Annotated in this window: 22 protein-coding genes; 10 read left to right on the top strand and 12 right to left on the bottom strand. The window is 73.5% G+C overall.

What is annotated here, in order from left to right:
- Window positions 1–19: 19 nt before the first annotated feature.
- Window positions 20–955, bottom strand: a complete 936-nt coding sequence (locus ACFYL4_RS17340; RefSeq protein WP_357761488.1) for a sugar kinase — start codon at window positions 953–955, stop codon at window positions 20–22.
- Between the two features lie 465 nt (window positions 956–1,420).
- On the opposite strand from ACFYL4_RS17340, the gene ACFYL4_RS17335 reads away from it, so the two are divergent.
- From ACFYL4_RS17335 to ACFYL4_RS17320, 4 genes are all read left to right on the top strand, one after another.
- Window positions 1,421–4,141: a GNAT family N-acetyltransferase gene (locus tag ACFYL4_RS17335; RefSeq protein ID WP_387519232.1), complete on the top strand. Its 2,721-nt coding sequence runs from the start codon at window positions 1,421–1,423 to the stop codon at window positions 4,139–4,141.
- Between the two features lie 86 nt (window positions 4,142–4,227).
- Complete coding sequence (locus ACFYL4_RS17330; protein WP_357761491.1) at window positions 4,228–4,806, top strand: DUF5998 family protein; 579 nt, start codon at window positions 4,228–4,230, stop codon at window positions 4,804–4,806.
- Window positions 4,807–5,113: 307 nt separating this feature from the next.
- Window positions 5,114–5,938 carry an enoyl-CoA hydratase-related protein gene (locus ACFYL4_RS17325; RefSeq protein ID WP_357761318.1) on the top strand — a complete coding sequence of 275 codons (825 nt, stop codon included), beginning with the start codon at window positions 5,114–5,116 and terminating at the stop codon, window positions 5,936–5,938.
- 101 nt (window positions 5,939–6,039) lie between these two features.
- A complete protein-coding gene (locus ACFYL4_RS17320; protein ID WP_357761321.1) occupies window positions 6,040–6,693 on the top strand; it encodes an MBL fold metallo-hydrolase in 654 nt (217 codons plus the stop codon).
- Window positions 6,694–6,736: 43 nt separating this feature from the next.
- On the opposite strand, the gene ACFYL4_RS17315 is transcribed toward ACFYL4_RS17320, so the two are convergent.
- The 3 genes from ACFYL4_RS17315 to ACFYL4_RS17305 form a co-directional block, all read right to left on the bottom strand.
- Complete coding sequence (locus ACFYL4_RS17315) at window positions 6,737–8,887, bottom strand: CHAT domain-containing protein (RefSeq protein WP_387519230.1); 2,151 nt, start codon at window positions 8,885–8,887, stop codon at window positions 6,737–6,739.
- 200 nt (window positions 8,888–9,087) lie between these two features.
- The gene (locus ACFYL4_RS17310) at window positions 9,088–9,510 is read right to left on the bottom strand and encodes a carboxypeptidase regulatory-like domain-containing protein (RefSeq protein ID WP_357761327.1); all 423 of its coding nucleotides are present in this window, start codon (window positions 9,508–9,510) and stop codon (window positions 9,088–9,090) included.
- Between the two features lie 3 nt (window positions 9,511–9,513).
- On the bottom strand, window positions 9,514–9,993 hold the full coding sequence (locus ACFYL4_RS17305) for an RNA polymerase sigma factor (RefSeq protein WP_387519228.1): 480 nt from the start codon (window positions 9,991–9,993) through the stop codon (window positions 9,514–9,516).
- Between the two features lie 429 nt (window positions 9,994–10,422).
- Here ACFYL4_RS17305 and ACFYL4_RS17300 point away from each other — a divergent pair, with 429 nt between their 5' ends.
- Entirely contained in the window at window positions 10,423–10,917 is a 495-nt protein-coding gene (locus ACFYL4_RS17300; RefSeq protein ID WP_357761334.1) for a DUF3145 domain-containing protein, read from the top strand.
- Window positions 10,918–10,932: 15 nt separating this feature from the next.
- On the opposite strand, the gene ACFYL4_RS17295 is transcribed toward ACFYL4_RS17300, so the two are convergent.
- The 4 genes from ACFYL4_RS17295 to ACFYL4_RS17280 all read right to left on the bottom strand — a co-directional run bounded on the left by ACFYL4_RS17295 (window position 10,933) and on the right by ACFYL4_RS17280 (window position 14,115).
- A complete protein-coding gene (locus ACFYL4_RS17295) occupies window positions 10,933–11,382 on the bottom strand; it encodes a DUF1707 domain-containing protein (protein ID WP_357761336.1) in 450 nt (149 codons plus the stop codon).
- Between the two features lie 124 nt (window positions 11,383–11,506).
- Complete coding sequence (locus ACFYL4_RS17290) at window positions 11,507–12,295, bottom strand: 3'(2'),5'-bisphosphate nucleotidase CysQ (RefSeq protein ID WP_387519226.1); 789 nt, start codon at window positions 12,293–12,295, stop codon at window positions 11,507–11,509.
- The gene (locus ACFYL4_RS17285) at window positions 12,292–13,338 is read right to left on the bottom strand and encodes an ATP-grasp domain-containing protein (RefSeq protein WP_357761493.1); all 1,047 of its coding nucleotides are present in this window, start codon (window positions 13,336–13,338) and stop codon (window positions 12,292–12,294) included. The genes ACFYL4_RS17290 and ACFYL4_RS17285 overlap by 4 nt, the downstream gene beginning before the upstream one ends.
- Before the next feature lie 246 nt (window positions 13,339–13,584).
- On the bottom strand, window positions 13,585–14,115 hold the full coding sequence (locus ACFYL4_RS17280; protein WP_387519224.1) for a YbhB/YbcL family Raf kinase inhibitor-like protein: 531 nt from the start codon (window positions 14,113–14,115) through the stop codon (window positions 13,585–13,587).
- Between the two features lie 176 nt (window positions 14,116–14,291).
- On the opposite strand from ACFYL4_RS17280, the gene ACFYL4_RS17275 reads away from it, so the two are divergent.
- Entirely contained in the window at window positions 14,292–15,263 is a 972-nt protein-coding gene (locus tag ACFYL4_RS17275; protein WP_357761345.1) for an LLM class F420-dependent oxidoreductase, read from the top strand.
- Between the two features lie 98 nt (window positions 15,264–15,361).
- Here ACFYL4_RS17275 and ACFYL4_RS17270 read toward each other — a convergent pair whose 3' ends face one another.
- From ACFYL4_RS17270 to ACFYL4_RS17260, 3 genes are all read right to left on the bottom strand, one after another.
- Window positions 15,362–16,612: a helix-turn-helix domain-containing protein gene (locus ACFYL4_RS17270; protein ID WP_357761348.1), complete on the bottom strand. Its 1,251-nt coding sequence runs from the start codon at window positions 16,610–16,612 to the stop codon at window positions 15,362–15,364.
- A gap of 172 nt (window positions 16,613–16,784) precedes the next feature.
- Window positions 16,785–18,476 carry an aspartate-alanine antiporter gene (aspT, locus tag ACFYL4_RS17265; protein ID WP_387519221.1) on the bottom strand — a complete coding sequence of 564 codons (1,692 nt, stop codon included), beginning with the start codon at window positions 18,474–18,476 and terminating at the stop codon, window positions 16,785–16,787.
- Between the two features lie 25 nt (window positions 18,477–18,501).
- Window positions 18,502–20,124 (bottom strand): bifunctional aspartate transaminase/aspartate 4-decarboxylase, encoded by a 1,623-nt coding sequence (locus tag ACFYL4_RS17260; RefSeq protein WP_387519219.1) that lies wholly within the window; start codon window positions 20,122–20,124, stop codon window positions 18,502–18,504.
- 266 nt (window positions 20,125–20,390) lie between these two features.
- On the opposite strand from ACFYL4_RS17260, the gene ACFYL4_RS17255 reads away from it, so the two are divergent.
- From ACFYL4_RS17255 to ACFYL4_RS17240, 4 genes are all read left to right on the top strand, one after another.
- On the top strand, window positions 20,391–20,903 hold the full coding sequence (locus tag ACFYL4_RS17255; protein ID WP_387519217.1) for a lumazine-binding domain protein: 513 nt from the start codon (window positions 20,391–20,393) through the stop codon (window positions 20,901–20,903).
- Window positions 20,904–21,096: 193 nt separating this feature from the next.
- Complete coding sequence (locus ACFYL4_RS17250) at window positions 21,097–21,420, top strand: putative quinol monooxygenase (RefSeq protein ID WP_357761359.1); 324 nt, start codon at window positions 21,097–21,099, stop codon at window positions 21,418–21,420.
- A 57-nt stretch (window positions 21,421–21,477) separates the two neighbouring features.
- Window positions 21,478–22,527 (top strand): aldo/keto reductase, encoded by a 1,050-nt coding sequence (locus ACFYL4_RS17245; protein ID WP_387519215.1) that lies wholly within the window; start codon window positions 21,478–21,480, stop codon window positions 22,525–22,527.
- Between the two features lie 54 nt (window positions 22,528–22,581).
- Complete coding sequence (locus ACFYL4_RS17240; protein ID WP_387519213.1) at window positions 22,582–23,319, top strand: class I SAM-dependent methyltransferase; 738 nt, start codon at window positions 22,582–22,584, stop codon at window positions 23,317–23,319.
- A 22-nt stretch (window positions 23,320–23,341) separates the two neighbouring features.
- Here ACFYL4_RS17240 and ACFYL4_RS17235 read toward each other — a convergent pair whose 3' ends face one another.
- Window positions 23,342–23,587: a hypothetical protein gene (locus tag ACFYL4_RS17235; protein WP_387519211.1), complete on the bottom strand. Its 246-nt coding sequence runs from the start codon at window positions 23,585–23,587 to the stop codon at window positions 23,342–23,344.
- Window positions 23,588–23,730: the final 143 nt, after the last annotated feature.

Raw genomic sequence — 23,730 nt, 5'->3', positions numbered from 1 at the left:
CCCGTGGGAACGTCGGGGTCTACCGCAGGCGCTGGCCCCGGGGGGCGCCCCTGCGCACCGGCTCGCCCTCGCCCAGGTCCGGGCGGGCCCCCGGCTGGTGCAGGGCACGCGCCGCCAGCCTGCTGGCCCGGCCCAGCGCCTCCTTGGGGTGCCGTCCGGCCAGCCAGGCCGGGAGGAAACCGGCGATGAACGCGTCACCGGCACCGACCGAACCGGGGGAGGGCTCCACCGGCTCGGCAGGGGCCCTCACGCAGTCCTCGCGCGTCTTGGAGGCCCACAGGCCGCCCTCCTCGCCGAGCTTGATCACCACGTTGGGGAACCAGGCGGTGAGCACCTTCGCGGCGGCCTCGGCCTCGTCCCGCCCGGTGAGCACCTTGGCCTGGGCGACGTTGACGAACAGCAGCCGCGCGCCCTGCGTCCAGTCCAGGAAGTTCTCCGCGCCCGCGCGCTCCAGCGGGGCGTGCGAACCGCCGTCCACGGAGATGGACATGCCGCTCTCCCGCGCCATGCGCAGGGCCACCCGGGCCGCGCGGCGGGAGTCGGAGTTGATCAGCGTGTACCCGGACACGTGCAGGTGGCCGTCGGGGCCGAACACGTCGCGGGGCAGGTCCTCGGGCTGGAGGCGGGCGTTCGCGCCGGGGTCGCTGAGCATCGTGCGGTCGCCCCGGTGGGTGATCATCACCACGCAGGTACCGGTGGGGCGCTCAGGGTCCATGACCATGCGCGAGTCCAGGCCGTAGCCCATGAGTTCCATCTCGCGGGTGCGGCCGGTGATGTCGGAGCCACGACGGCCCACGAACGTGGTGTCGGTTCCCTCCACCGCGAGCCACGAGGCGATGTTCGCCCCGGAACCGCCGCCGTACATGATCACCGACGCCGGGGTGTCGCTGCCGCGGGCCAACGGGTGGAACGCACGCGCGACGGCATCGGTCATCAGATCACCGATCACGACCACTCGAGTCATTTCGCCAGCCACCACCGAGGGTTTGAGAATCTGTGCCCGCACGACGTTAACAGCTTAACGATCAGTGTCGGGTAACGAACTGACAGCGCCCGGGACACGCGGTCGCGCCGGGGCCGCCGCGGGTCGGCAGGCCCCGCGCACCAGGGGGTTTCGACCCACCCGGGAAGCCTATCCGCACTCGGCGTGATCTCGGACGCCGAGCGCGCCCGGCCCGGCTCGGCGGCGGGCCGGGGCGGCGGGCCGCACGCGTCCGAACAGCCGTGTCGCGGCGCCCCCGGCCGACGCGACCCGTCCCACGGATCGGAGGCCGCCGGTTCCGGTTCGCCGGACCGGGTCGTTCGAGCCCCGTCCGAGCGCGTGCGGCTCGCCTTCGCGCGAGGGCCGATCGGGGTCGATTTCGGTGACCCCGCATGGACTTTCTCCGAATTCGGCCGATTGTCGTCTAGTCTCGCAGTCGTGCAGTCCTACCCGAACCACTGGGAAGCCGACGTCGTCCTGACCGACGGAGGCACCGCGCACCTGCGCCCCATCACCCCTGACGACGCCGACCTGCTGCGCGAGTTCCACTCCCGGCTCTCACCGGAGACGATCTACTACCGGTTCTTCGCGCCCTACCCCAAGCTCTCCGACCGGGACGTGAAACGCTTCACGACCGTCGACTACGAGGACCGCGTGGCCCTGGTCGCCACCATCTCCGACGCCATGGTCGCGGTGGTGCGCTACGACAAGGTCGCTCCCGAGGAGGCCGAGGTCGCCTTCGTCGTGGAGGACGGACACCAGGGGCGCGGCCTGGCCTCGGTCCTGCTCGAACACATCGGGGCCGCCGCCCGCGAACGCGGCGTCCGACGCTTCATCGCCGACGTCCTGCCGGAGAACCGGCGGATGATCAACGTCTTCCGCGAGGCCGGGTACACGGCGCAGCAGACCTTCGACGAGGGCGTCATCCGGCTCACCCTGGACATCCAGCCCACGGACGACTCCACCGAGGTGATGCGCGCCCGCGAGCAGCGCGCCGAGTCGCGCTCCATCGCCCGCCTGCTCTTCCCCGAGTCCGTCGCCGTCATCGGCGCCAGCCGCACAGCCCACACCATCGGGCAGACCGCGCTGCGCAACCTGCTCGGCGGGGAGTTCCAGGGCCCGGTCTACCCGGTCCACCCCGAGGCCAAGGCCGTCGTGGGCGTGCGCGCCTACCCCTCCGTCCTGGACATCCCCGACCAGATCGACCTCGCTGTGGTCGCCGTGCGCGCCGACACCGTCGTCGACGTGGTCGAACAGTGCGCCGAGAAGGGCGTGCACGGGCTGATCGTAGTCAGCTCCGGGTTCGGCGAGGTCGGCCCCGAGGGGCGCGCCCGCCAGGACGAGCTGGTGCGCACCGCCCGCGCGGCGGGGATGCGCGTGGTGGGCCCCAACTGCCTGGGCATCGCCAACAGCGACCCCACCGTCTCGCTCAACGCCACCCTCTCCCCGGACCTGCCGCCCCAGGGCCCCATCGGGTTCTTCTCCCAGTCCGGGGCCCTCGGCCGCGCCATCCTCCAGCGGGTGGCCGAACGCGGCATGGGGCTGTCCACCTTCGTCTCCGCGGGCAACCGCGCGGACGTGTCCGGTAACGACCTCATGCAGTACTGGCAGGAGGACCCGGCCACCAAGGTCGTCCTCCAGTACCTGGAATCCCTGGGCAACCCGCGCAAGTTCACCCGGCTCGCCCGGCGCCTGGCCAAACAGAAGCCGGTCGTCGCCGTGCGCAGCGGCGGTTCGGCGCAGACCACCCCCACCGGGCACGCCGCCGGAGGGCTGGCCCTGCCCGACTACGCCGTCACGTCGCTGTTCCAGCAGGCGGGCGTGGTGCGGGTGGACGACATCACGCAGATGTTCGACGCCGCCCAGGTGCTCGCCTACCAGCCGCTGCCCCAGGGGCCGCGGGTGGGGATCATCGGCAACTCCGACTCCCTGGAACTGCTGGTCAAGGACGCCGCCGTGCGCCAGGGACTCAAACCGCACGACCCGGTGAACCTGGGTCCGCAGGCCACCGCCGACGACTTCGACACCGCGATCCGCACCGCGCAGGCCGCCGAGGACGTGCACTCCGTCGTGGTGGTCTTCGTCCCGGCCCTGCACCCCATCGGCGACGACGTGGCCCGCGTGCTGCGGGCCCGTTCGCTGGACTCCGAAAAGCCCGTCGTCACGACCTACCTCGCGCGCCAGGGCATCCCCGAGGAGCTGCGGCACGTCGGTGACCTCGGACAGACCCTGCACGGGTCGGTCCCCTCCTACTCCTCGCCCGAGGACGCGGTCCGCGCCGTCGCCCACGCCACCCGGTACGCGCAGTGGCGCAACCGCAAGCCCGGTCGCCACCCGGAACTGCCGGACATCGACCGCGCCCGGGCGCGCGCCACGATCGGCCGCGCACTCAAGAAGGCCGGTCCGACCGAGGAGGACGTCGCCTGGTTCGGTGGTGAGCGCCGCTACGACGAGGAGACGGCGATCTCCTCCGAGGACGCCCGCGACCTGTTGGCCTGCTACGGCATCGCCGCCTACCCGGACATCAGGGTCACCTCCGCCGAGGAGGCCGTGGTGGCCGCCGGTGAGCTCGGCTACCCCGCCGTGGTCAAGGCCGACGCCCCGGATCTGCGGGTCCGCGCCGGGGGCACGTTCGTGCGCGCCGACCTGCGTACCCCCGAGGACGTGCGCAGCGCCTACCTGTCCCTGGAGGACCGGTTCGGCGGCGAGGCGGAGCTGGTGGTGCAGCGGATGGCCGCACCGGGCGTGCCCACGGTGGTGCGCGCGGGCGACAACCAGTCCTTCGGTTCGGTGGTCTCCTTCGGCCTCGCGGACGTCACCGCCGAGCTGCTCGACGACCGCGCCTTCCGGTTGGCGCCGCTGACCGACATGGACGCGGCCGACCTGATCCACGCGGTGCGGGCGGCGCCGCTGCTGTTCGGCCTGCCCGCCGGTGCCACCTCGCTGTCCGAGCAGCCGAACGTGGAGGCCCTGGAGGAGCTGCTCATCCGGGTGTCCCGCCTCGTGGAGGCGTTTCCCGAGATCGGTTACGTGGACCTGGACCCGGTTCTGGTCAACGCCACCGGAGCGCACGTCCTGGGCGCCCGCATGTGGTTGCGCGAGGCCCCCGAGGTCCGGCCCGACGTGGGGCCGCGTCGTCTGCGCGGGGTGACGTTCTGATCCGGCAATGGGCGTCGCGTTTCGGCGGACGGTCGCGAAGTGTCGCCGGAAGGGGGCAGGATAGGGGTATGAGGAAAACACGTGCCGTGTCCACGGATTGGCGCCTGGAGATCGAGCGGAGCGGGTACTACCCGGCTCTGGTGATCGACGCCGTCGCGACCACCCTGGGCGAGGAGGCCGCCGAGGCGTTCATCGTGCACCACGAGGCGACCTTCGACCCGGCCATGGAGATGCGGCGGCACATCACCGTCATGCTGCTCACCGCCACCCGGCTCGTGGTCTGCCACACCGACGAGCACCCGCCCACCGAGCCCGGCGGGACCTCGCACGCCTCCACCACGACCGACAGCATCCAGCTGGGCAACATCCAGTCGGTGGCGCTGACCCGCGTGGTACCCAACCCGGCCCAGTACACGGCGGGCAGCCTGCCCAGCGAGCTGGTGCTGAGCGTCAACCTGTCGGTCAACTGGGGCGCGGTCGCCCACATCGACCTCGAACCGGCCTCCTGCGCGGACGAGAGCTGCGAGCTGGACCACGGGTACACCGGCGCGCTCACCGCCGAGCCGCTCACCCTGCGGGTGAGCGAGGCGGCCGACGGCGCCGAGGCCGTCACCACGATGCTGCACTTCGCGGACGCGCTGTCCGCCGCGACGACCCGGCGCTGAACGCGGGGACCGGAGCACACCCGGCGGGGCCGGGGCGATTCCGCGTACGGGACGCCCCGGCCCCGTGGTGGTCCGGGCCCGAGAAGGCCCGATCCGCGCGCCGGCCGCCGAGCGCGGGGCGGGTGGGGGCGGCGACCGGCGTGAGCGCTAGCGTGTGGTGCACGTAACACCAGTGCGCCCGCCCGTAACACGGAACCGGCAGACTCGGCACGGTGGGCGCGGGCCGCGGCCGCCGCGCTCCCGCCACCAGCGAGGCGCGGGTCCCGCGGCCGGTCCGCGCGTTCGACGCAAGAGAGGTCAGCCCGCGATGACGCAGCAACCGACACCCCCGAACCCCTCGGACGACGCCCCCCTCGTGCGGTCGAGTGTCGACCGTGCCATCGCCACCATCACCCTCGACTCACCGCGCAACCGCAACGCGCTCTCCGCCCGGCTGCGCGCCCGGCTCGACGCCGCCCTCGCCGACGCCATGGCCGACGACGACGTGCGGGGGATCGTGCTCACCGGCAGCGGACCCGTGTTCTGTGCCGGAGCCGACCTGAAGGAGGTCGGCGCCGCGCTCCGGGGCATGCCGGTACCGTCCGCCCCCGAACTCCCCGAGATCTTCGAGCGGATCATGGGCGGCCCCAAACCGGTGATCGCCGTGCTGAACGGCCCCGCCCGCGCGGGCGGGATCGGCCTGGTGGCCGCCGCCGACATCGCGATCGCACCCAAGAGCGCCACCTTCGCCTTCACGGAGGTACGGATCGGCGTGGTCCCGGCGATCATCTCCGTCCCCGTCTCGGCGCGGATGCACTCGCGCCAGCTCAGCCGCTACTTCCTCACCGGCGAGCTCTTCGACGCCTCCGAGGCGGCCCGGGCGGGACTGCTCACGCAGGCGGTCCCCGACCGGGAGATGGACCAGGCGGTGGACGCCGTCCTCCAGGGACTGCGTGGATCGGCGCCGGGCGCGCTGTCGCGCACCAAGGAACTCCTGGGCGAGCTGGGCGGCGGTGCCCAGGCGGCCCCGGACCGCCGCACCGAGATGTTCACCCGGATGGGCGAGCTGTCCGCCGAGTTCTTCGCCGGTGAGGACGCGGCCGAGGGGCGGGCCTCCTTCTTCGAGAAGCGCCCGCCGCGCTGGGCCCGCTGACGCCCGTGGGAACCCCCCTCCCGCCCCCGGGGTGGGACACCCGGATCGCCGGGTGTCCCACCCGGGTGCGTACGCTCCCCGCGACAGGCCACAATGGTCGTGTGAGCTACTCCGGAGATACCAAGGTCGGCGGCCCCGCCGACCTTCGCCAACTACCGCATCTGACGATCACCAAGCTGGCCGTGGGCCCGATGGACAACAACGCCTACCTCCTCCGCTGCCGGAGCACGGGCGAGGCGGTCCTCATCGACGCGGCGGCCGAACCCGACCGCATCCTGGAGCTGGTCGGTGAGGACCGGCTGACCCGCGTGGTCACCACCCACCGCCACCAGGACCACTGGCAGGCCCTGGCCGAGGTCGTCGGCCAGACCGGCGCCCGTACGGTCGCCCACCCCGACGACGCCGACGAACTGCCGGTGTCGGTCGACGAGCCCGTCACTCACGGCGGCACCGTCCCGGTCGGGGACTGCGCACTCACCGTCATCCACCTGCGCGGCCACACACCCGGGTCGATCGCCCTGCGCTACGACGACCCCGACGGCCACACCCACCTGTTCACCGGCGACAGCCTCTTCCCGGGCGGGGTCGGCAAGACCTGGTCCGACGCGGACTTCCAGACACTGTTCGGTGACGTGTCGGAGCGGGTCTTCGGTGCGCTGGGGGACGACACCTGGGTCTACCCCGGGCACGGCGGCGACACCACCCTGGGTGAGGAGCGCCCGCACCTGGCCCAGTGGCGCGAGCGCGGCTGGTGACGGCAGAGGGGCGCGGCGGTGACCGCACCGCCGCGCCCCGCCCTCAGGGGCCGTAGCAGCAGAAGCCGAGGTGCCCGAGGTGCCGCGCCACGGCCTCGGACACCTCGGCCCCTCCGGTCAGCGCGCGGTGGAAGGCGCGCATGGCGGGTCCGGTCCGCTCGTCGTCCACCGGTACCGGGCTGGCGACCACCGTGCGCGTGCCCCGGGCCAGCAGGGCGCCCACGAACCCGCCGGGCCGCCCCGGCGTCTCGCCGAAACCGCGCCCTCCCCAACAGCTGGAGAGCACCGCGAGGGCCGGAGCCGCGGGCAGGGCTGTCAGGTCGCAGGCCAGTAGCGGGCCGCCGCGCAGGTCGAACCAGGCGAGCATGGGGGTGCGGTCGCCGACCCGCCCGTGACCGGCCAGGTGCGCCAGGTCGCAGTGGGCCAGGGCGTCCAGGACCCGTTCACGGCCCGCGCCGACCAGGACCCGCGCGCCCGGGTGCGCCTCGGCCAGGTCGGCGACCTCCAGTCGGGCGCTGCGGGGTTCGGGCCCGCACACCAGCAGTACGCGGTCCCAGCCGGGCCGGGTGCCGGGCCGACCGGCCCAGGCCAGTGCCGTGGACACCAGGCGTACGGGGCGTTGGCGCATTCCGGGGAGGAGCCCCCAGGGCAGGTCGCCCAGGTAGGGGTCGGCCGTGACCACGAGGGGGCGGTCGCCCACCAGGGGGAGGACGGGGTCGAGCAGGAGCGAGGAGAGGTGCTCGTCGGCCGACCGCGCGAAGGCCCCGGAGTTCTCCGAGCGCGGTGCCGGAACCACGCCGACGGCCGGTGGCCCGGGCGGACCGGCGACAGCCGAGGAGCGGCCGTAGGGCGGAGCGGTCCGTTCGTGCGAGAACCGGCCGAGCGCGCGACGGAGGCGGACGAGGGGGCCCAGGGCGCGCGCGTGCACCCGACCGGACACCGCGACCAGCGCCACCGACTCCGAGCCCGCCACGGTGTAGTGCACGAACGCGCGGCCGTCCAGGCGCCCCAGCAGGGTGTCCAGCACCGGGCGCCGGTGTCCGCGCGCCTCGAGGCCGTCCGAGGAGGCCCGCCAGTGCTCGGACTCCCAGATCCGCGCCTGGCGGCGGGCCTCCTCCTCGGAACCGTGGTCCAGGGCGCGGCGGTACCGGCCGGTGGGCCCGGTCATGCTGGGCGCGGAGGCGCTCTCCGGTGCCGGTACGAAGCGGTCGGCCCAGGTGCGGCCCAGTTCGGCCCACTCCAGGGCGGTCGCGGGGTCTCCCGAGACCAGGCAGCCCTCCAGTCCGGCCCGAAGCACGTGGGGGTCGTGTCCGGCCGCGCCGAGCCAGGGCCCCGGGGCCGTGCCGCCGTGCCGGTCGAGGCGGTCCAGCGCCCGGCGCGCGTCCGCGAGCGCCCTGAACGACCCGAGGGCTCCGGGCGGCGAGGGGTCCGAGACGGCGGGCAGACGCAGTTCCAGGAGGTCTCGCGCCCTGTGCGCGGGTGGCCGGGCGCGGGTGGCGCCCCGCGCGGCACGCTCCACTCTGTCCGCCAGCCCGAACCAGAGGGAACCGGGGCCCAGCTCCGCGCGGACCCTGTGCGCGAGGTGGAGGGCGCCCGTGGGATCGCCCTCCATCAGCCGGAGTTTGGCCTGGACCAGCACGCGGGCGACGCCGTCCTGATCGGAGCCCCACGGGGCCTCGGCGAGCGCGCGCCCGGCCTCCTCCACGAGCCCCGCCGCGAGCAGGGCCTCGGCCAGGTCGACGCGCAGGGGGCCCTGACGGTCGGCGGGCATGTGGGGGGCGAGTGCGCGGAAGGTGGCGATGGCGGCGGCGGGGTCGCCCCGGTGCAGGTCGAGGCAGCCCAGGTTGTGCCGGGCGACGAGGGCGAGGAGCGGGAGACGGCGCGCGTCGGCGAGGGAGCGCGCCTCGTTGAGGTGGTCCTCGGCCGGTCCGAAGCGGCCGCACAGCGTCTGGGCCAGCCCGAGGTCGGTCAGGACTCCGGGCACCACCGGGTCGAGCTCGGCCACGGGGTGGCCGCGCAGACGCCTGCGGGTGTCGTCGATCAGGAGGACGGTCTCCTCGAAGCGGCCGGTGCGGGCCAGTCGGACGCCTTGGGTGACCTGGTCCAGCAGTGCGCGTCCGGTGGCGGGGAACGGTGGGCCCGCGACCGGGGGAGTGCCCGGGGTCGCGGGGGCGGGCGTTGCGCTGGGGAGCACGTCCGGCAGCCTTCTTTCGCCAGGGGGGCGGTCAACTCCAGTGATAGCAGCGCGTTCGTCCCGGAGGGGGCGGCCCGGGACAACCTGTGGACAACCGATCGGTGACCGAACATGACGAACCGGGGCGAAGGCGGGCACAAGGTGGTGTGTTGGTGCCGGGGCCTAACCCGGTTCGGGTCGGGCCCGTTACCCCCGAGGGCTCAGACGGTGAACCAGTCCGTGACCGTGAGGGGTCGCCCGGGACGATCCACGACCAGGCAGACCGGTCCGGGGGGCTGGTCGGCGGCGACGAAGCGGCCGTCCACCCCGACGATCAGGGACAGAGTGGCCCCGGGGCGCCGTAGGCGCGCGTCCACGTGGTCGAAGTCGCCCTGGAACAGGCCGGACAGGTCGCGCAGGCCACCGCGTGCCCGCACCTGGAGGTCCAGGCGGACGCCGTCCAGGTCGAACGCCAGGAACGCCGGTGCCACCTCCAGGCCGTCGCGTTGGGGCGGCTGGTCGGGTGAGGGGGGAGCGTCGCGGAGGGTCCTGGCCCCGCGCGCGCCGTCCAGGGAACGGTCGAAGGCGGCCAGCGCGGCGGTCCGTCCGGTTCGGTGCCGTCGGGGGTCTGGGTCGTTCCGCACGGCTCACTCACGCCTTTCGCTCGGATCGGTGCGCTGTCGGAGGGAGCGGCGGAGCTCTCGGAACAGGTGCCGCCGCTGGTTCGGGGTGGCCCGGCGGGAGACCGGTCCGGCGTCGGGGGAGTCGTCGAGGTAGTACCCCGCGACCCGGCGGTCCACCGGGTCGGTGAGGCCGTCGACGGCCCGGCGGAGTTCGGTGCGGCGCTCCTCGCGCAGGAACTGGTCCTCCGGATCGTCCTGGGAGGGGCCGGGGGCGTCCATGTCCACGGGGTCGGTGGGGACGAAGCGCCGCCGGTGCAGCCGCTGGCGGGCGCAGGCGGTGTTGGTCGTGCGGCGCAGCCAGGCGCCGAGACGCTCGGGGTGGCGGAGCCGGGGCAGGTGCTGGTTGAGAAGGAGCCACACCGTCTGGACGGCGTCCTCGTGGTCCTGAGCGGGGAGCCGGTAGGAACGGGCGATCGCGTTCACCATGCCCAGGTGCCGGTCCACGATGGCCTCCCACGCGCGGGCGTCCCCCCGGCAGGCGCCCGAGACGAGGTCCGCGTCCGAGAGCGCGGCCGTGGCGGAGGGCGCCGGTACGGGGCCGGTTGTGGCCGGAACCGGGAGGGAAGTGGTAGAAACGTACCCTGAACTGTATTGATGGGCGTTTGTGTCGGGGGTTTCCGGGGGTTGGAGGCCTTCGTCAGTCTGGTCTGGCACATCCGCCCCCACTATGATCGGACTCCTGTCGCCGCCTGGGGCACACGCTAATCACTGGGTGCCTCGGGTGCGGTGGGAACGCTGGAAAATACCAGCGTGCGCGATGGTTCCCAGGGTGCCATTGGGGCACAATGGGGCAAAAGGCATTCAGGCGGGTATGCAACCTTCTCGTGGTACGAGGGCGTCGGGGAAGCGCACTCGTTCGTATCAGGAGGTTCGGTGTCCGCACGTGGCGTCTTGTACGTCCACTCCGCACCCGCGGCGCTGTGCCCACATGTCGAGTGGGCGGTCGCGGGTGTCGTTGGAGTTCCCGTCAAACTCGACTGGGTCGCGCAGACCGCGGCCCCCGGCCACCACCGCGCCGAGCTCAACTGGCAGGGGAAGCCGGGGACCTCGGCGGCGATGGCGTCCGCGCTCAACGAATGGCAGCGCCTGCGGTTCGAGGTGACCGAGGAGCCCTCGCCCGGCTGCGACGGCACGCGCTACAGCTACACGCCCAGTCTCGGCGTGTTCACCGCCGTCACCAGCGCGGCCGGAGAGGTGCTGGTGCCCGAGGGCCGACTGCGCGCGGCGATGGCCAAGGCGGCCGCCGAGGGCACCGACCTGGCCGCCGAACTCGACCTGCTCACCGGGCGCCCCTGGGACGAGGAACTCGAACCCTTCCGTTACGCGGGCGACGGCGCCCCGGTGCGGTGGCTGCACGCCGTGGGCTGAGCCCCGGGGGCCCGCTCAGGGCGGGCCCTCCTCGCTCGGCCAGATGGCGGAGGCCAGCAGCACCGCCGCCCAGATGCCCAGGGGCACCAGCGGCCAGTACGGAACGAGCTCGCCGCCGAGCAGGCTGGCCACGCCCCAGACCCCCGTCAGCACCCCGGCCACGCCGCACCACCAGCGCCACTCCTCGCCCCACTCCTCCCAGGGCACCGGGGCCCCGGTCGGTTCGGGGACGGAGCGGCGCTCGCGGTGCGCCCTCGGCGCCGGGACGACCGGTTCGGGGAGGTCGGCGGTGAGCGAGCGCAGCTCACCGACCAGGACCGAGTTCAGCGCGGCACCCACCCGGCGCTCGTACTCCTCGTGGTCCAGACGGCCCTCGGAGAACGCCACCGCGAGGCGGTCGACCGTCAGGTCCCGCTCGGTGTCCGAGGCGCGCATCCGGTTCGGCGACACACGTTGGGCCTCCACTTGCCACCCCCAAAGGCGCGTTGGTTCCCACACGATACGCGCCGGGTCCGGCGCGCGAAAGGGATCGGAAGAACCAGTTGCGACCGCTCCTCGGCCTCCAGTGCCGGAGCGGTTTCGCCGCAGGTCAGAGCTGTAGCCACCGGGCCACCGAGCGGCCCGTGGAGGGGTCGGCCGCCCCCACCAGGCCGGTGTGCTCGAAGGACCCCCGGTAGGTGAACCCGGAGCCGTCCAGACGGGTCAGCAGACCCCCCGTCTCCGCCAGGACCAGACCGGGCGCGGCCACGTCCCAGTCGCGCACCGGGACGTCCTTCACGAACAACTGGGCGTCCCCCTCGGCGATCCGGCAGAGCTTCAGCGCGATGCTCCCGCTCTCCAGGTAGGCGCCGTACCCGAAGTGCTCGTACACGCGCCGGGCCACCCCCGAGGGCTCCGGGGTGTTGTCGGTGAGCATCCCCCGGCCGGGTGGGGCGGGCGGCTGCCGGGGCAGGTCCCGGCCGTCGCGCCGGGCGCCCTGACCACGCACGGCCGTGTAGAGGGTGTCCCGCTCCGGGGCGTGGACCGCCGCCACCTCCGGGCGCTCCCCGACCACCAGGGCCGCCTGGGTCACGTACCCGTCGAACCCGTGCGCGTAGCTGGCGGTGCCGTCGATGGGGTCGATCAGCCAGTAGCGGGGCGGGCGTTCCCGGACGAGCGATCCCGGGTCCTCCTCGCTCACCACGGGGACACCCGGGTCGATGCGGGTGAGCCGCTCGGACAGCGCCCGGTGCGCCCGGGCGTCGGCCTCGGCCTTGAACTGGCTCCCCTCCCACACGCCGTCGCGCACGGCCGGGTCCGAGCGCCAGTCACGCAGCAGCCCGCCGACCTCCACCACCGCCGTCGCCACCGCCTGCGACAACGCGTGCCGACCGCTCACCGCGCACGCGCCGGGGCGCCCACGGGCGGGGCGGGGAGCACGGCGCCGGACGGGCCCGGGACGCGCGCGGCCGGGGCCGGGGAGATCCCGTGCGAGGCGAACCGCTCCTCGGACATGAACTCGTCGGTCCAGCGGCGCACCATCGCCACCCCCTCGCGCCACTCGTCGGTGAGCCGGGGCCCGTCGCACACGGCCTGGCGCAGCAGACCGGTGACCTCGTCGACCCCGGCGGCCGCGGTGAGCGCCGCCGTGGAGGAGAACCGGGGGTTGATCTCGAAGACCCGGGGCCGTCCGCGCTCGTCCAGGCACAGCTGCACGTTGAACGGGCCGTCCGCGCGCAGCGATTCCTGGACCGCCCGGCAGGTCCGGGCGACCCCCGGGTGGCGCCGGGTGACGGCGTACCGGGTCACCCCCCGCTTGAGCAGGACCTCCTTGGGGACCACGGCCTGCACGGCGCCGTCGCGCCACACCACGACGGACACCGTGTACTCGGGGCCGGTGACGCGCTCCTGCACGATCAGCTCGTCGGCGGCGTACCCGCTCTCGGAGATCGCGCGGGCCGTGTCGCGGGCGGACTCGGCCACGACCACGCCGCGGCCGCCGCGGCCCCTGCGGGGCTTGACGACCATTCCCCCCGGTGAGCGGTCGGCTGCCTCGGCGGGCCACTCCGAGGCCAGCCAGGTCCGGGGCACCCCGATCCCCGCGTCCTCCAGTTCACGCATCAGCGCGTACTTGTCCAGGCACGTGGTGACGAAGTCCGGACGGGGCAGGAGGACCGCCACCCCGTCCCGGCCCAGCTCCGCCACCGGGACCAGTTCCTCGTCCACCAGCGGTACGACGGCGGCGGCGCCCTCCTCCGCGCACAGGGCGCGCATCCGAGGCAGGAAGGCCTCGCTGTCGCCCGGGGGAACGAGTCGGCTTCGGTCGGCCAGGTACAGGCCGGGCGCGGTCGGGTCGACGTCGGTGGCCACCACCCGGAATCCGCTCTCCCGCAGGCGCAGGATGGTTCCGGGCGTGGGGGCGGAGCCCGCCGTCGTGACCACGACGGTCGGTTTCCTCGAAGTCTGCTGTGGCACCGGGTGAACCTTCCGAGCGAGATCCGAGTGGGCCGGGGGATGGGGTTCGAGCCTAGACGGGGAGGTGCTCCCACGGCTCGGGATTGGCCGAATGCGGCTGCCACGTGAACCGAACGGGCCCCTCGCGCGTGTACTCATCGGCCCCGGGAGGAAGGGCAGAGGGCGGGTGGCGCGCTCGGTTCGCCACCCGCCCTCCGGCGACACGGGCCCGGGTCAGACCTGTTCGTGGGTCGCGGTGAGGGTCGCGCGCCCGAGGGAGTGCGTGAACAGGTTGAAGCCGAGGAACGCCGGGCTCGCTGAGGCGTCGACGCCCAGGCTCGGGACGTCCACGGCGTGCACCACGAAGACGTAGCGGTGCGGCCCGTGCCCGGCGGGCGGGGCCGCGCCCACGTACCGGTGGCTCCCGGCGTCGTTGCGCAGGGTCACGGCCCCGGCCGGCAGGCCGGAACCGTTGCCCGCGTCGGCCGACAGCTCGGTCACGTCGACGGGGACGTCGCACACCGCCCAGTGCCAGAACCCGCTCGCGGTGGGCGCGTCGGGGTCGAGGCAGGTGACCGCGAAGCTGCGGGTCCCCTCGGGGAAACCGCTCCAGGACAGGTGCGGGGAGACGTCCTCGCCTCCGGCGCCCATGAGCCCGCTGACCTGCGCCCGGGGCAGGGACCCGCCGTCCCTGAGGTCGTCGCTGGTGAGGGTGAACGCCTTGACGGCGGGCAGGAAGTCGTACGGAGAGGGTGGCGTGGCCACGGAGATGGCCTCCTTCGTTCTCGGGGTCGACCGTTGCGGCCCGCGGGCGCGGGCCCCGCACCGAACATACGCCCCGGAAGGGCCGCCGGGCCTCCCGCACGGACGGTGACGGGGGTACGGTCGTGCCACACCGGACCGAATCCGGTTCGGCCCGCTCGCCGACCCATGGAGCCGCCATGACCGACCGCTGGGGCATCACCGTTCCGTTCGAGGGAGTACCGCTGGCCGACCAGCGCCCCCTCTTCGAGTCCCTGACCGACCTCGGGTACACCGACGCCTGGTCGTCCGAGGCCAACGCCGCGGACGCGTTCACCCCGCTCGCCCTCGCGAGCGTCTGGGCGCCGCGCCTGCGCCTGGGCACCGCGATCGTCCCCGCCTACACCCGGGGCCCGGCCACCCTGGCGATGAGCGCGGCCACGATGGCCGCCGCCGCGCCGGGCCGGTTCGTCCTGGGAGTGGGCACCTCCTCGAACGTGATCGTCGAGCGCTGGAACTCCCTCCCCTTCGAGGAGCCCTACCGGAGGGTCCGGGACACCCTGCGCTTCCTCCGTGAGGCGTTCACGGGACGCAGGGTCCAGGAGGACTACGACACCTTCTCCGTCCGGGGGTTCACGCTCGCCGCCGTGCCCGATCGGGTCCCGCCGGTCCTGGTGGCCGCGCTGCGTCCGGGCATGCTCCGCCTGGCCGGTCGCGAGGCCGACGGGGCGATCCTCAACTGGTTGTCCGCGGGCGACGTGCGGACCGTCGCTCCGATCGTGCGCGAGGCGGGGGCCGACGAGGAGAAGGAGGTCGTGGCGCGGATCTTCGCCGTCCCGGACACCGACCCCGACACCGCGCGGGCGATCGGGCGCCGGGCGATCTGCGCCTACCTGAACGTGCCCGTCTACCGGGCCTTCCACGAGTGGCTCGGCCGTGAGGAGCTCGGACCCATGTGGAGGGCGTGGGAGGAGGGCGACCGCAAGGGGGCGCTCGCCGCCGTACCGGACGCGGTGGTGGACGAGCTCGTCGTGCACGGTCCGGCCGCGTACTGCCGGGAACGGATCGGGGCCTACCAGGAGGCGGGGGTGGACACCCCGCTCATCGCTCCGATCGGACCGCCCGGCGCGGACCCGGCCGCCGTGCTCCGCGCACTGGCGCCCCGGGGCTGACACCGCCGCTTGGCGGCCCGGTCCGGGACGTCTCCCGCGCTCCTCCGCGCGGGTGACATCCCGACTGTTCGGTATGTATTCCGTTCCCGGGCCGCCGCTCAGCCCGGGAACGGCCGTCCCCGGTCCAGCGATCCCAACAGCCGACGCGCCCGCAGCACCAGCTCCAGCTCGAACCGCGCTCCCGGCTCGCGGAGCCCAGCGCCGAACAGCTCCTCCAGTTGTCGCATCCGGTACCGCACGGTCTGCGGGTGGATGCGGAGCCGCTCGGCCGCCTCGTTGGCGTTGAACCCCGACTCCAACCACGCCAACAGGGTGTCGGCCATGCGTTCCCGCTGCTGCTCCCGCATCCCCTCCAACGGCGCCAGCCGGACGCGGGTCAACTCCGCCACCAGCTCCGTGTCCCGCGAGAGCAGAAGCTCGGGGAGGTGGTCGCTCCACCGCAGCACCCCCCGGCCCGGCACCGCCCCGCGGCCGACCAGCTCGGCGAGCTCACGGGCCCGCGCCAACGACTCCGGGGCGCGTGCCAGCGGGACGGTTGGCCCCAGCACCGCCCGGTACCCGCGCAGGGACCGCTCCAACGACCGGAGTCGGCCCGGCCCTTCGGGGTCGGGCACCAGCGCGCACGGCTCGGACCGGTCCAGGTCCACCAGGACGTCCGAGGGAGGGGTCGGCGGGTCGTCCGCTCCCACCCGGTGCAGCAACGCCACCGCGACGTGCTCGGGAATCCGCCACCGCGCGGCCCCGGCCAGGGACGACAGCGCCCGGACCTGCGGCCCGGGCCCGGACTCGGCCAGCAGTGCGCCCAACAGTCGGGAGCGGCGCCGGCGGAGTGCCTCCACCCCGGCGCCGCGCACCCGGGCGTGCCCCTCTGCGGCGGCCGTGCAGATCTCCTCCTGGAACGCGAAGAGCGCCTCACCGAGCGCCGCGACCTGGTCCCGGTCCAGGGAGTCGGCGCGGGACAGCCGTCGCCACGCCGCCGAGGAGGAGGCGCGCATCCCCGTGTGGAGGCACTCCAGGGTGCGCCCCTGCCGGGCCTCCCCGGCGCCGAACTCCCGGAAGGTCTGGACGATCCCCCGGGACCCGCCGGGACCCCCGGCCTCCGGGCCCGCGCTCGCGGAGCCGTCCTCGATCCGGTCCAGGAAGGCGTGCGCCGCGGCCCCGACGACGGTCCGGACCGACTCCGCGTGGGCGTGGTCCAGGGGCTGGGAGTGGGCCTCGGACCGGCGCCGCACGGCCTCCACGGCCTCCTCCGTCAGGAGCGGCACCAAGGGTCGCAGTCCCGTTCCCAGGGCGGGGGGAAGGGGCGTGGTGCGGGCGCCGAGGGCGCCCTCGCGAAGTCGGTACGACATGTCACCTCCGGCGCGGACGCACGGCGGGCCGGTGCCGGGCACGCCCGCGCGTGCGCCGCACCGCCCGTGGCACGCCCGCGCGTGCTCTGTGCGCCAGTGGATACCGTGAGGCCGGTCACCCTCCCCCATATGACCAGAGGTCGGCCCCCAGCGACAAGCCCCCCGGTCCCGGTCACACCACCATCCCGGCCGGGGCCACGATGACCGGGCCGGTCAGCGGCAGCAGGATGTTCGAGATCGCGTACGTGATGGTGTAGGCGATCATCGGGACCGAGTTGCCCGCTGTGGACAGCACCTGGCTGATCGCGGGCGTGCTGCACTGCTGTCCGGCCACGGCGCCCATGAGCAGCGGCGGCTCGACGCGCAGGATCTTCCACCCCACGAGGATCGACACCGTCGCCGGGATGAGCGTGGTCAGCACTGCGGCGATCGGCAGCATCACCCCGTAGTGCTGCACCAGCTGGAGCGCGGACGGCCCCGCGGACATCCCCACGGCGGCGATGAACGTCGCCAGCCCCAGGTCCTTCATCGTGCCCGCGGCGGCCGGGTGCAGGGTCCCGAAGGTGGGCCGCCTGGCCCGCAGGTATCCGAAGACCAGACCGGCCAGCAGGGCTCCGCCGCCCGTGCCCAGGGTGAGCTCCGCGTTGCCCACGGGGATCACGATCTGACCGATCAGGATGCCGAGCACCAGGCCCAGACCCAGGTAGACGAAGTCGGTGGTGTACCGCGACGCCACCGGGTAGCCCAGTCTGCGCTCCGCCGCCTCCACGTCGCTGGGAGCCCCCAGGATCGTGAGGACGTCGCCGACCTGGAGCACGGTACCGGGCAGGGCCGGAAGCTCCCGCTCGGTGCGGGTCACCCTCTCCACGAAGACCGACTCGCGCAGCCCCGGCCCGAGCACGTCCCTGATCCCACTCAACGGCAGGTTGTGCGCGTTTCGGTGGGTGAGGACCACGTCCAGGGAGCGCAGCCGCACGTCGGGCTCCTCGGCCTGCTCGGGGCCGATCACCCCCTCCGCGCCGACCAGGGCGGACCGGCGGCCCACCACCGTCAGCAGGTCGCCCTCCCGAACTCGGGTCGTGGCCTCGGGGCGCATGTTCTGGTCGCCTCGGCGCAGCTCCTCGACGGTCGCCGCGCCGTTGAGCGCGTGGGTGAGGTCGTCGACCGTGCGCCCGGCCCCGGCCTCCACCCGGAAGACCCGGCCCACCAGGTCCGGCAGGGCGGGCTGCTCGCCGGGCTGGTCGTCGTGCCCGCCGCTCATCCGTTGCCACAGTCTCGCGGACTCCGCACGTAGGTCGAACCGCATGAGCCTGGGCGCGATCTGGCTGGTGAGCAGCACGATGGTGACCAGCCCGCACAGGTAGCTGACCGTGTAGGCGGTCGCCACGTTGTTCTGGAGCGTGCGCGTCTGCGCTTCCGACAGCCCGAGCCGCCCGATGGCCTCGCTGGCGGTCCCCAGCGCGGCCGACTCCGTGGCACCGCCCGCCGTCAGACCGGCGGCCGTGCCCTGGTCCAGGCCCATGACCACCGTGAACGCCAGCACCACGAGGATCACCGAGACCACCTCGATGATCGGGAAACCCAGGTAGCGCAGACCCTTCCGGTTGAGGTTGGCGAAGAACTGCGGTCCGCTGCTGAACCCCAGGGCGAAGATGAACAGCGCGAAGGCCAGGTTCTGCACTCCGGAGCTGAGTTCGGCGCCGGTCAGGTAGCGGATCAGCAGTGCCATCAGCAGGGTGCCGCACACCCCGCCCAGACGGATCGGTCCGAACGGCACCCGGCCGAACGCGTATCCCAGCGCGAGCGCGGTGAAGAGCGCGATCTCCGGGGTGTTCTCGAACAGGTCGGTGATCCAGCCGCCCACGGCGGTCTCCTCTCGGGTCGGAGCCTCAGCGTGCGGTGGCCTCGGTGTACCTCTGGTGGTACTCCTCGCCGATCTCCCGGAGGACGCGGCCGATCCGTTCGTAGGCCCCGTGGTCGAGGTTGGCGAGACTGATCCGCACGGACCACTCCGGGCCGTCGAAGCCGCCGCCGTTGAGCAGCACCACGCCGTCCTCCCGGGCCAGGCGCAGAACGGGGTCCACCGGTTCGTAGTTCGCGCGCGTCCACTCGGCGAACTCGGCCCCCCAGTGGCGTTCGGCCCAGGCCAGCAGGTCGAGTTCGACGTAGTAGCCCGCGCGGCGGCCGCTGGCGGGCAGGGGCACGCCCAGGCCCTCGGACAGCGCCGCGAGCCGCCGGTCCAGGACGCTCATGACCGGCGCGTGGTACTCCTCGTCGGCGTGGGTGAGCGCGAACAGGGCGAACAGGGCCATCTGCACCTGCTGGGGAGTGGACAGCCCGGCGGTGTGGTTCAGCGCCACGGACCGGCTGTCGGCCACCATGCGGTCGATGAACCTCATCCCCGACACGTCCAGCGACAGCGACGCGTACCGCCGCCGTACCGCCTCGGCGTCGTCACCGTCCAGGCGGGCGATCAGGTCGTCCACCACGTTGTCCGGCTGGAGGGCGATCACCCCCAGCCGCCATCCGGTCGCCCCGAAGTACTTCGAGAACGAGTACACGCCGAGGGTGTTGCGCGGGCACACCTCCATCAGAGAGGAGAAGCCGCGCACGAAGGTGCCGTACACGTCGTCGGTCACGATGACCAGGTCGCGGTTGCGGTGCTCCACGATCTCGCGGACGCGTTCCAGCGAGCGCTCGGACAGCGCCACCGAGGGCGGGTTGCTCGGGTTCACCAGGCACACCAGGCGCACCGACGGGTCGGCCAGCTTCTCCAGTTCGGCGTCGTCGTAGTCCCAGGTGTGGAAGCCCCCCTCGGTGCCTCGCGAGGCGCTGACCTCGACCACGTCGAAGTCGTAGCGGTCCAGGCGGGGGATCTCCAGATAGGGGGTGAAGATCGGGGTCATCAGCGCGATCCGGTCCCCCCGGCGCAGGACCCGGTTCACCTGGAGGGAGTCGAAGACGTAGCACATCGCGGCGGTGCCGCCCTCGACCGCGAACAGGTCGTAGGGGGTCGCGGGGGCCCGGTCGCCCATCGCGCGCACCACGTACTCGTGCACCGACTCGGCCACGAACGGCAGGATGCGGTCGGGCACGGGGTAGTTGTCACCGATGACGCCGTCGACCAGTTCGTGCAGGACCTCGTCGCGGCGACCCGGTTCCACCCGGTTGAGGACGCGGCGGAGCAGGTCGGCGCCGGGTTCCCCCGCGTTCTGGTCGAGGAACACCGAGAAGCGCTCGCCGACGCCCTCGGCGGCGGGCATCCCCGCGACGGCGGGCCACTCGTTCCAGGTACGGCGGGACTCCAGGACGGCGAACCGGCCGAGCAGGAAGAACGCCTCCCGGGGCGGCGCGGCGGTCCAGTTGGGATTGCCGCGTCCGGCGTTGAGCATGGCGTGGGCGCTCTTGTGCGAGGCGTCCCCGGCCAGATCCATCAGGTGTCCCTTGAGTTCGAAGGGGCTCAGGGCCTCCCATCGCCGCTGGGCCGTGCGGTCGTCGTCGGGACTGGTCATGGAACCCTATCCGTTGGTCACCCGGTGTGAACGCGCCCGTTCGCTCGGTGCGTGCCGCAGGAGAGTGCCCCGGTCCGGGTCAAGCCGAACCGCGCCTCCGCCCATGCTTTGCCTGGTCGTGGACGCGACGGGGCGCCGTGGGCAGACACCCGTGGTCATCGGTCGGGTGAATGCGGTAACAATGGTGCGTCACGGGCACGGCGGCGGGGCGGAGCGCTCCTGACCCGGCGCCCACGGCCCCAGTCCGACCACGGAAGGCGACCCCCATGCGACGCACCCTGTTGTGTGCCCTGCCCCTGTTCCTCGCGCTCACCGCCTGCTCGGGAGCGGACGAGGCCCCCGCCGAGGAGACCGTGGAGGAGGCGGCCGTCCAGGAGGAGGCCCGGGGCGGCGGCGAGCCCGGCGAGGAGGAGGCGGCCGAGGCCACCCGGGCCGCCCGGACCGTGGCTGAGGGCCTGGTCGCCGCGCTGGTCGTCTCGGACGGTGAGCTGGCCTGCACCTTCGCCGACGAAAGCGCACAGGCCGCGATCACCGGTCAGGGTGAGGAGGGCCAGGACTGCGTCGAGGCCTTCCCCGCCTACGCGGCCGGACTGCCCGACGCGGAGACCATCGAGGTCGGCGACGTCACCGTGAGCACCGACCTGGATGGCAACACTCTGGTGGCCCACGTCGAGATGGTCCACGCCGAGGAGGAACTCGGTTCCCTGGAGGTGCGCGAGGACGAGGACGGGGAGTGGCGCGCCACCCGCCTGCCCGGCACCACCCTCGGCGGCGCCTGATCCAACCGGGCACGGCGCGCACGACCCGACCCCGGTACCGATCCCGTGTGCGGCGCGCGCCACGGGTCGGGGTGAGGGGACGAACACCGCCCGTGCCCGGCCCGGCGGGGCCCCGGCCCTCGGGCTCTGGGAGAGTGGGGCCGGGGCGCGGGACGACCGCGCGCCCCGTGGCACACAACGAAGGAGATGCGGCATGATCCTGATCGTCGTCAAGTTCCGGGCCAAGGAGGAGGCCGTGGACGGTTTCCTCGACGCGGTCGCCGACTTCACCGCGGCCACCCGCGCCGAGCCCGGCAACCTGTGGTTCGAGTGGTCGCGCAGCGTCGAGCGCGACGACGAGTTCGTGCTCGTCGAGGCGTTCCGGGACGGGGCCGCCGAGGCCCACGTCAACAGCGACCACTTCCGGGCCGGGCTGGCCGCCATGAAGCCGCTGTTGAAGGAGACCCCGCTCATCGTCAGCCGCGTGGTCGACGGCGAGGGCTGGGACCGCATGGGCGAGCTCACGATCGACGGCTAGCGACGACCGCGCAGCCGGTCCGACGGCGGACCGGGCGGGTGGAGGGGGAACACGGGTTTGGGCACGTACGTGGCGGACGCGGACCGGTACGACTCTCTGGAGTACCGGGGCTGCGGCAGGAGCGGGTTGAACCTGCCCCGGCTGTCGCTGGGGCTGTGGCAGAACTTCGGTGACGACCGGGACCTGGAGGGGCAGCGCCGCATCCTGCGCCGCGCCTTCGACCTCGGTGTCTTCCACTTCGACCTGGCCAACAACTACGGTCCGCCCGCAGGCAGTGCGGAGACCAACTTCGGCCGGGCCCTGGCCCGCGACCTCGGCGCCTATCGCGACGAGCTGGTGATCACCACCAAGGCCGGGTGGGTGATGGGTCCGGGGCCGCACCAGCGGGGCGGCTCGCGCAAGTACCTGCTGTCCTCGCTGGACCGTTCGCTCACCCGGATGGGCCTGGACCACGTGGACGTCTTCTACAGTCACCGGCCGGACCCGGACACCCCGCTCGAGGAGACCATGGGCGCCCTTCACCAGGCGGTGGTGTCCGGCCGGGCCGTGTACGCGGGGATCTCCTCCTACGGGCCGTCGCTGACCCGCCGCGCGGCGGCCGTCATGCGCGATCTCGGAACACCGCTGGTCGTGCACCAGCCCTCCTACTCGATGCTCAACCGCTGGGTCGAGGACGGCCTGCTGGAGGCGGCGTCGGACGAGGGGATGGGCGTGGTCGCCTTCTCGCCCCTGGCACAGGGCCTGCTCACCTCCCGCTACCTGGGCGGAGAGGTGCCCGAGGACTCGCGGGCCGGGGTGGGGCGCCCCAGCTGGCGGGAGAACATGCTCACGGAGGAGGTGCTCGGCCGGGCCCGCGCGCTCAACCAGATCGCGGCCGAGCGCGGACAGACCCTCGCGCAGATGGCCATCTCCTGGGTGCTGCGCGACCAGGGCCCGCGTACCGTCACCACGGCGCTCGTGGGCGCCTCCAGCGTGGAGCAGCTGGAGCAGAACCTGCGGGCGGTCGAGCACACGGAGTTCTCCGACGAGGAACTGCGCGACATCGACCGGTGGGCGGTCGACTCCGACGTCAACATCTGGTGGGGTGCCACCGCTTCCAAGGAGTAGCGGGGCGCCGGAAACCGGATGCGGTCGGCGGGCCGGGCGGCGATACTCGCCCGTATGGCCACCTCCCCCCGCTCCTACTCGGACGACGACCTCGCCGCTCTCTACGACCTGCTCAACCCCTGGGCGCCCGGTGACGACTTCCTCCTGTCCCACGCGATGACGGCCGACGCCGTGGTGGACGTGGGATGCGGGACCGGGAAGCTGTTGCGACGGGCCCGGAGGGAGGGGCACGCGGGACGGCTCCTCGGCATCGACCCGGACGGTCCTTCCCTGCGCCGAGCGCGGGCCCGGGAGGACGTGGAGTGGGTCGAGGCCCGTGCGGTGGACCTGGAGCGGCGGGGGGAGTTCGACCTCGCCGTGATGGGCGGGAACGCCTTCCAGGAGTTCGTCTCCGACCACGAGCTGCGCCGGTCGTTGGAGGCGGTGCGCTCGGCGCTCCGTGGGGGCGGGCGGTTCGTGTTCGGTACACGGAACCCGGTGGCGCGCGCCTGGGAGCGGTGGGTCCCCGACAACGCAGCCGAGGTGGTGGACCACCACGGGCGCGCGCTCCGGGTGGAGCACCGCGTGGAGTCGGTGGCGGACGGGGTGGTCACCCTGACCGAGACCGTCGCCACCCGGGACGGGACCGCGCTCCGGGTGGACCGGGGCGCGCTGCGCTTCACCCCGGCCGGGGAACTCGACCGGTTCCTGGCCGGGGCCGGGTTCGAGGTGGCGGAGAGGTACGCAGACGCGGCGCGGGGGCCGTTCACCGGCACCGAGGACGACATCGTCACCGTCGCGCGCGCCGTGTGAGCGGTTCCCGGGCCGCCGGGGCCTACTCGTCGTCGCCGGTCCGCCTCCGGGCGGAGTCCCCGTCGGGCTCCCCGTTCCGGTCGTCCTCGTCCCGTTCCTCCTCGGTCGGGTCGGGCCGCGTTTCGGGGAGCCGTCTCCAGTAGTCGGGTGAGCGGACGGCCCGCTCCGCCTGGACCTGGACGATGCGGAAGATCGCCAGCACCAGGAGGATGATCGCCACGGGGACGGCGATGCCGACCAGGACTCCGAGTGTGGGCCATGCGAACACCGGCCTCACCTCCTCACCCCTGAGCCTCCCCGCTCACCCGTGGTCTCACCCGTGCGTCAGCGGACGGGGAGGCCGGTGACGGTGCGGCCGATGATGAGTCTCTGGATCTCGCTGGCGCCCTCGAAGATGGTGAAGATGGAGGC

Origin of the sequence: Nocardiopsis sp. NPDC006938 (genome assembly GCF_042869555.1) — a bacterium.
GTDB lineage: Bacteria > Actinomycetota > Actinomycetes > Streptosporangiales > Streptosporangiaceae > Nocardiopsis.
Note: the sequence above shows the minus strand (reverse complement) of the source record. Positions and strands in the feature narration are given on the sequence as shown.

Coding starts and splice junctions, on each gene's coding strand:
- ACFYL4_RS17325 (WP_357761318.1), top strand. CDS start 5,114: ATGACGCAGCAACCGACACCCCCGAACCCCTCGGACGACGCCCCCCTC.
- ACFYL4_RS17275 (WP_357761345.1), top strand. CDS start 14,292: ATGACCGACCGCTGGGGCATCACCGTTCCGTTCGAGGGAGTACCGCTG.
- ACFYL4_RS17270 (WP_357761348.1), bottom strand. CDS start 16,612: ATGTCGTACCGACTTCGCGAGGGCGCCCTCGGCGCCCGCACCACGCCC.
- ACFYL4_RS17260 (WP_387519219.1), bottom strand. CDS start 20,124: ATGACCAGTCCCGACGACGACCGCACGGCCCAGCGGCGATGGGAGGCC.
- ACFYL4_RS17255 (WP_387519217.1), top strand. CDS start 20,391: ATGCGACGCACCCTGTTGTGTGCCCTGCCCCTGTTCCTCGCGCTCACC.
- ACFYL4_RS17250 (WP_357761359.1), top strand. CDS start 21,097: ATGATCCTGATCGTCGTCAAGTTCCGGGCCAAGGAGGAGGCCGTGGAC.
- ACFYL4_RS17240 (WP_387519213.1), top strand. CDS start 22,582: ATGGCCACCTCCCCCCGCTCCTACTCGGACGACGACCTCGCCGCTCTC.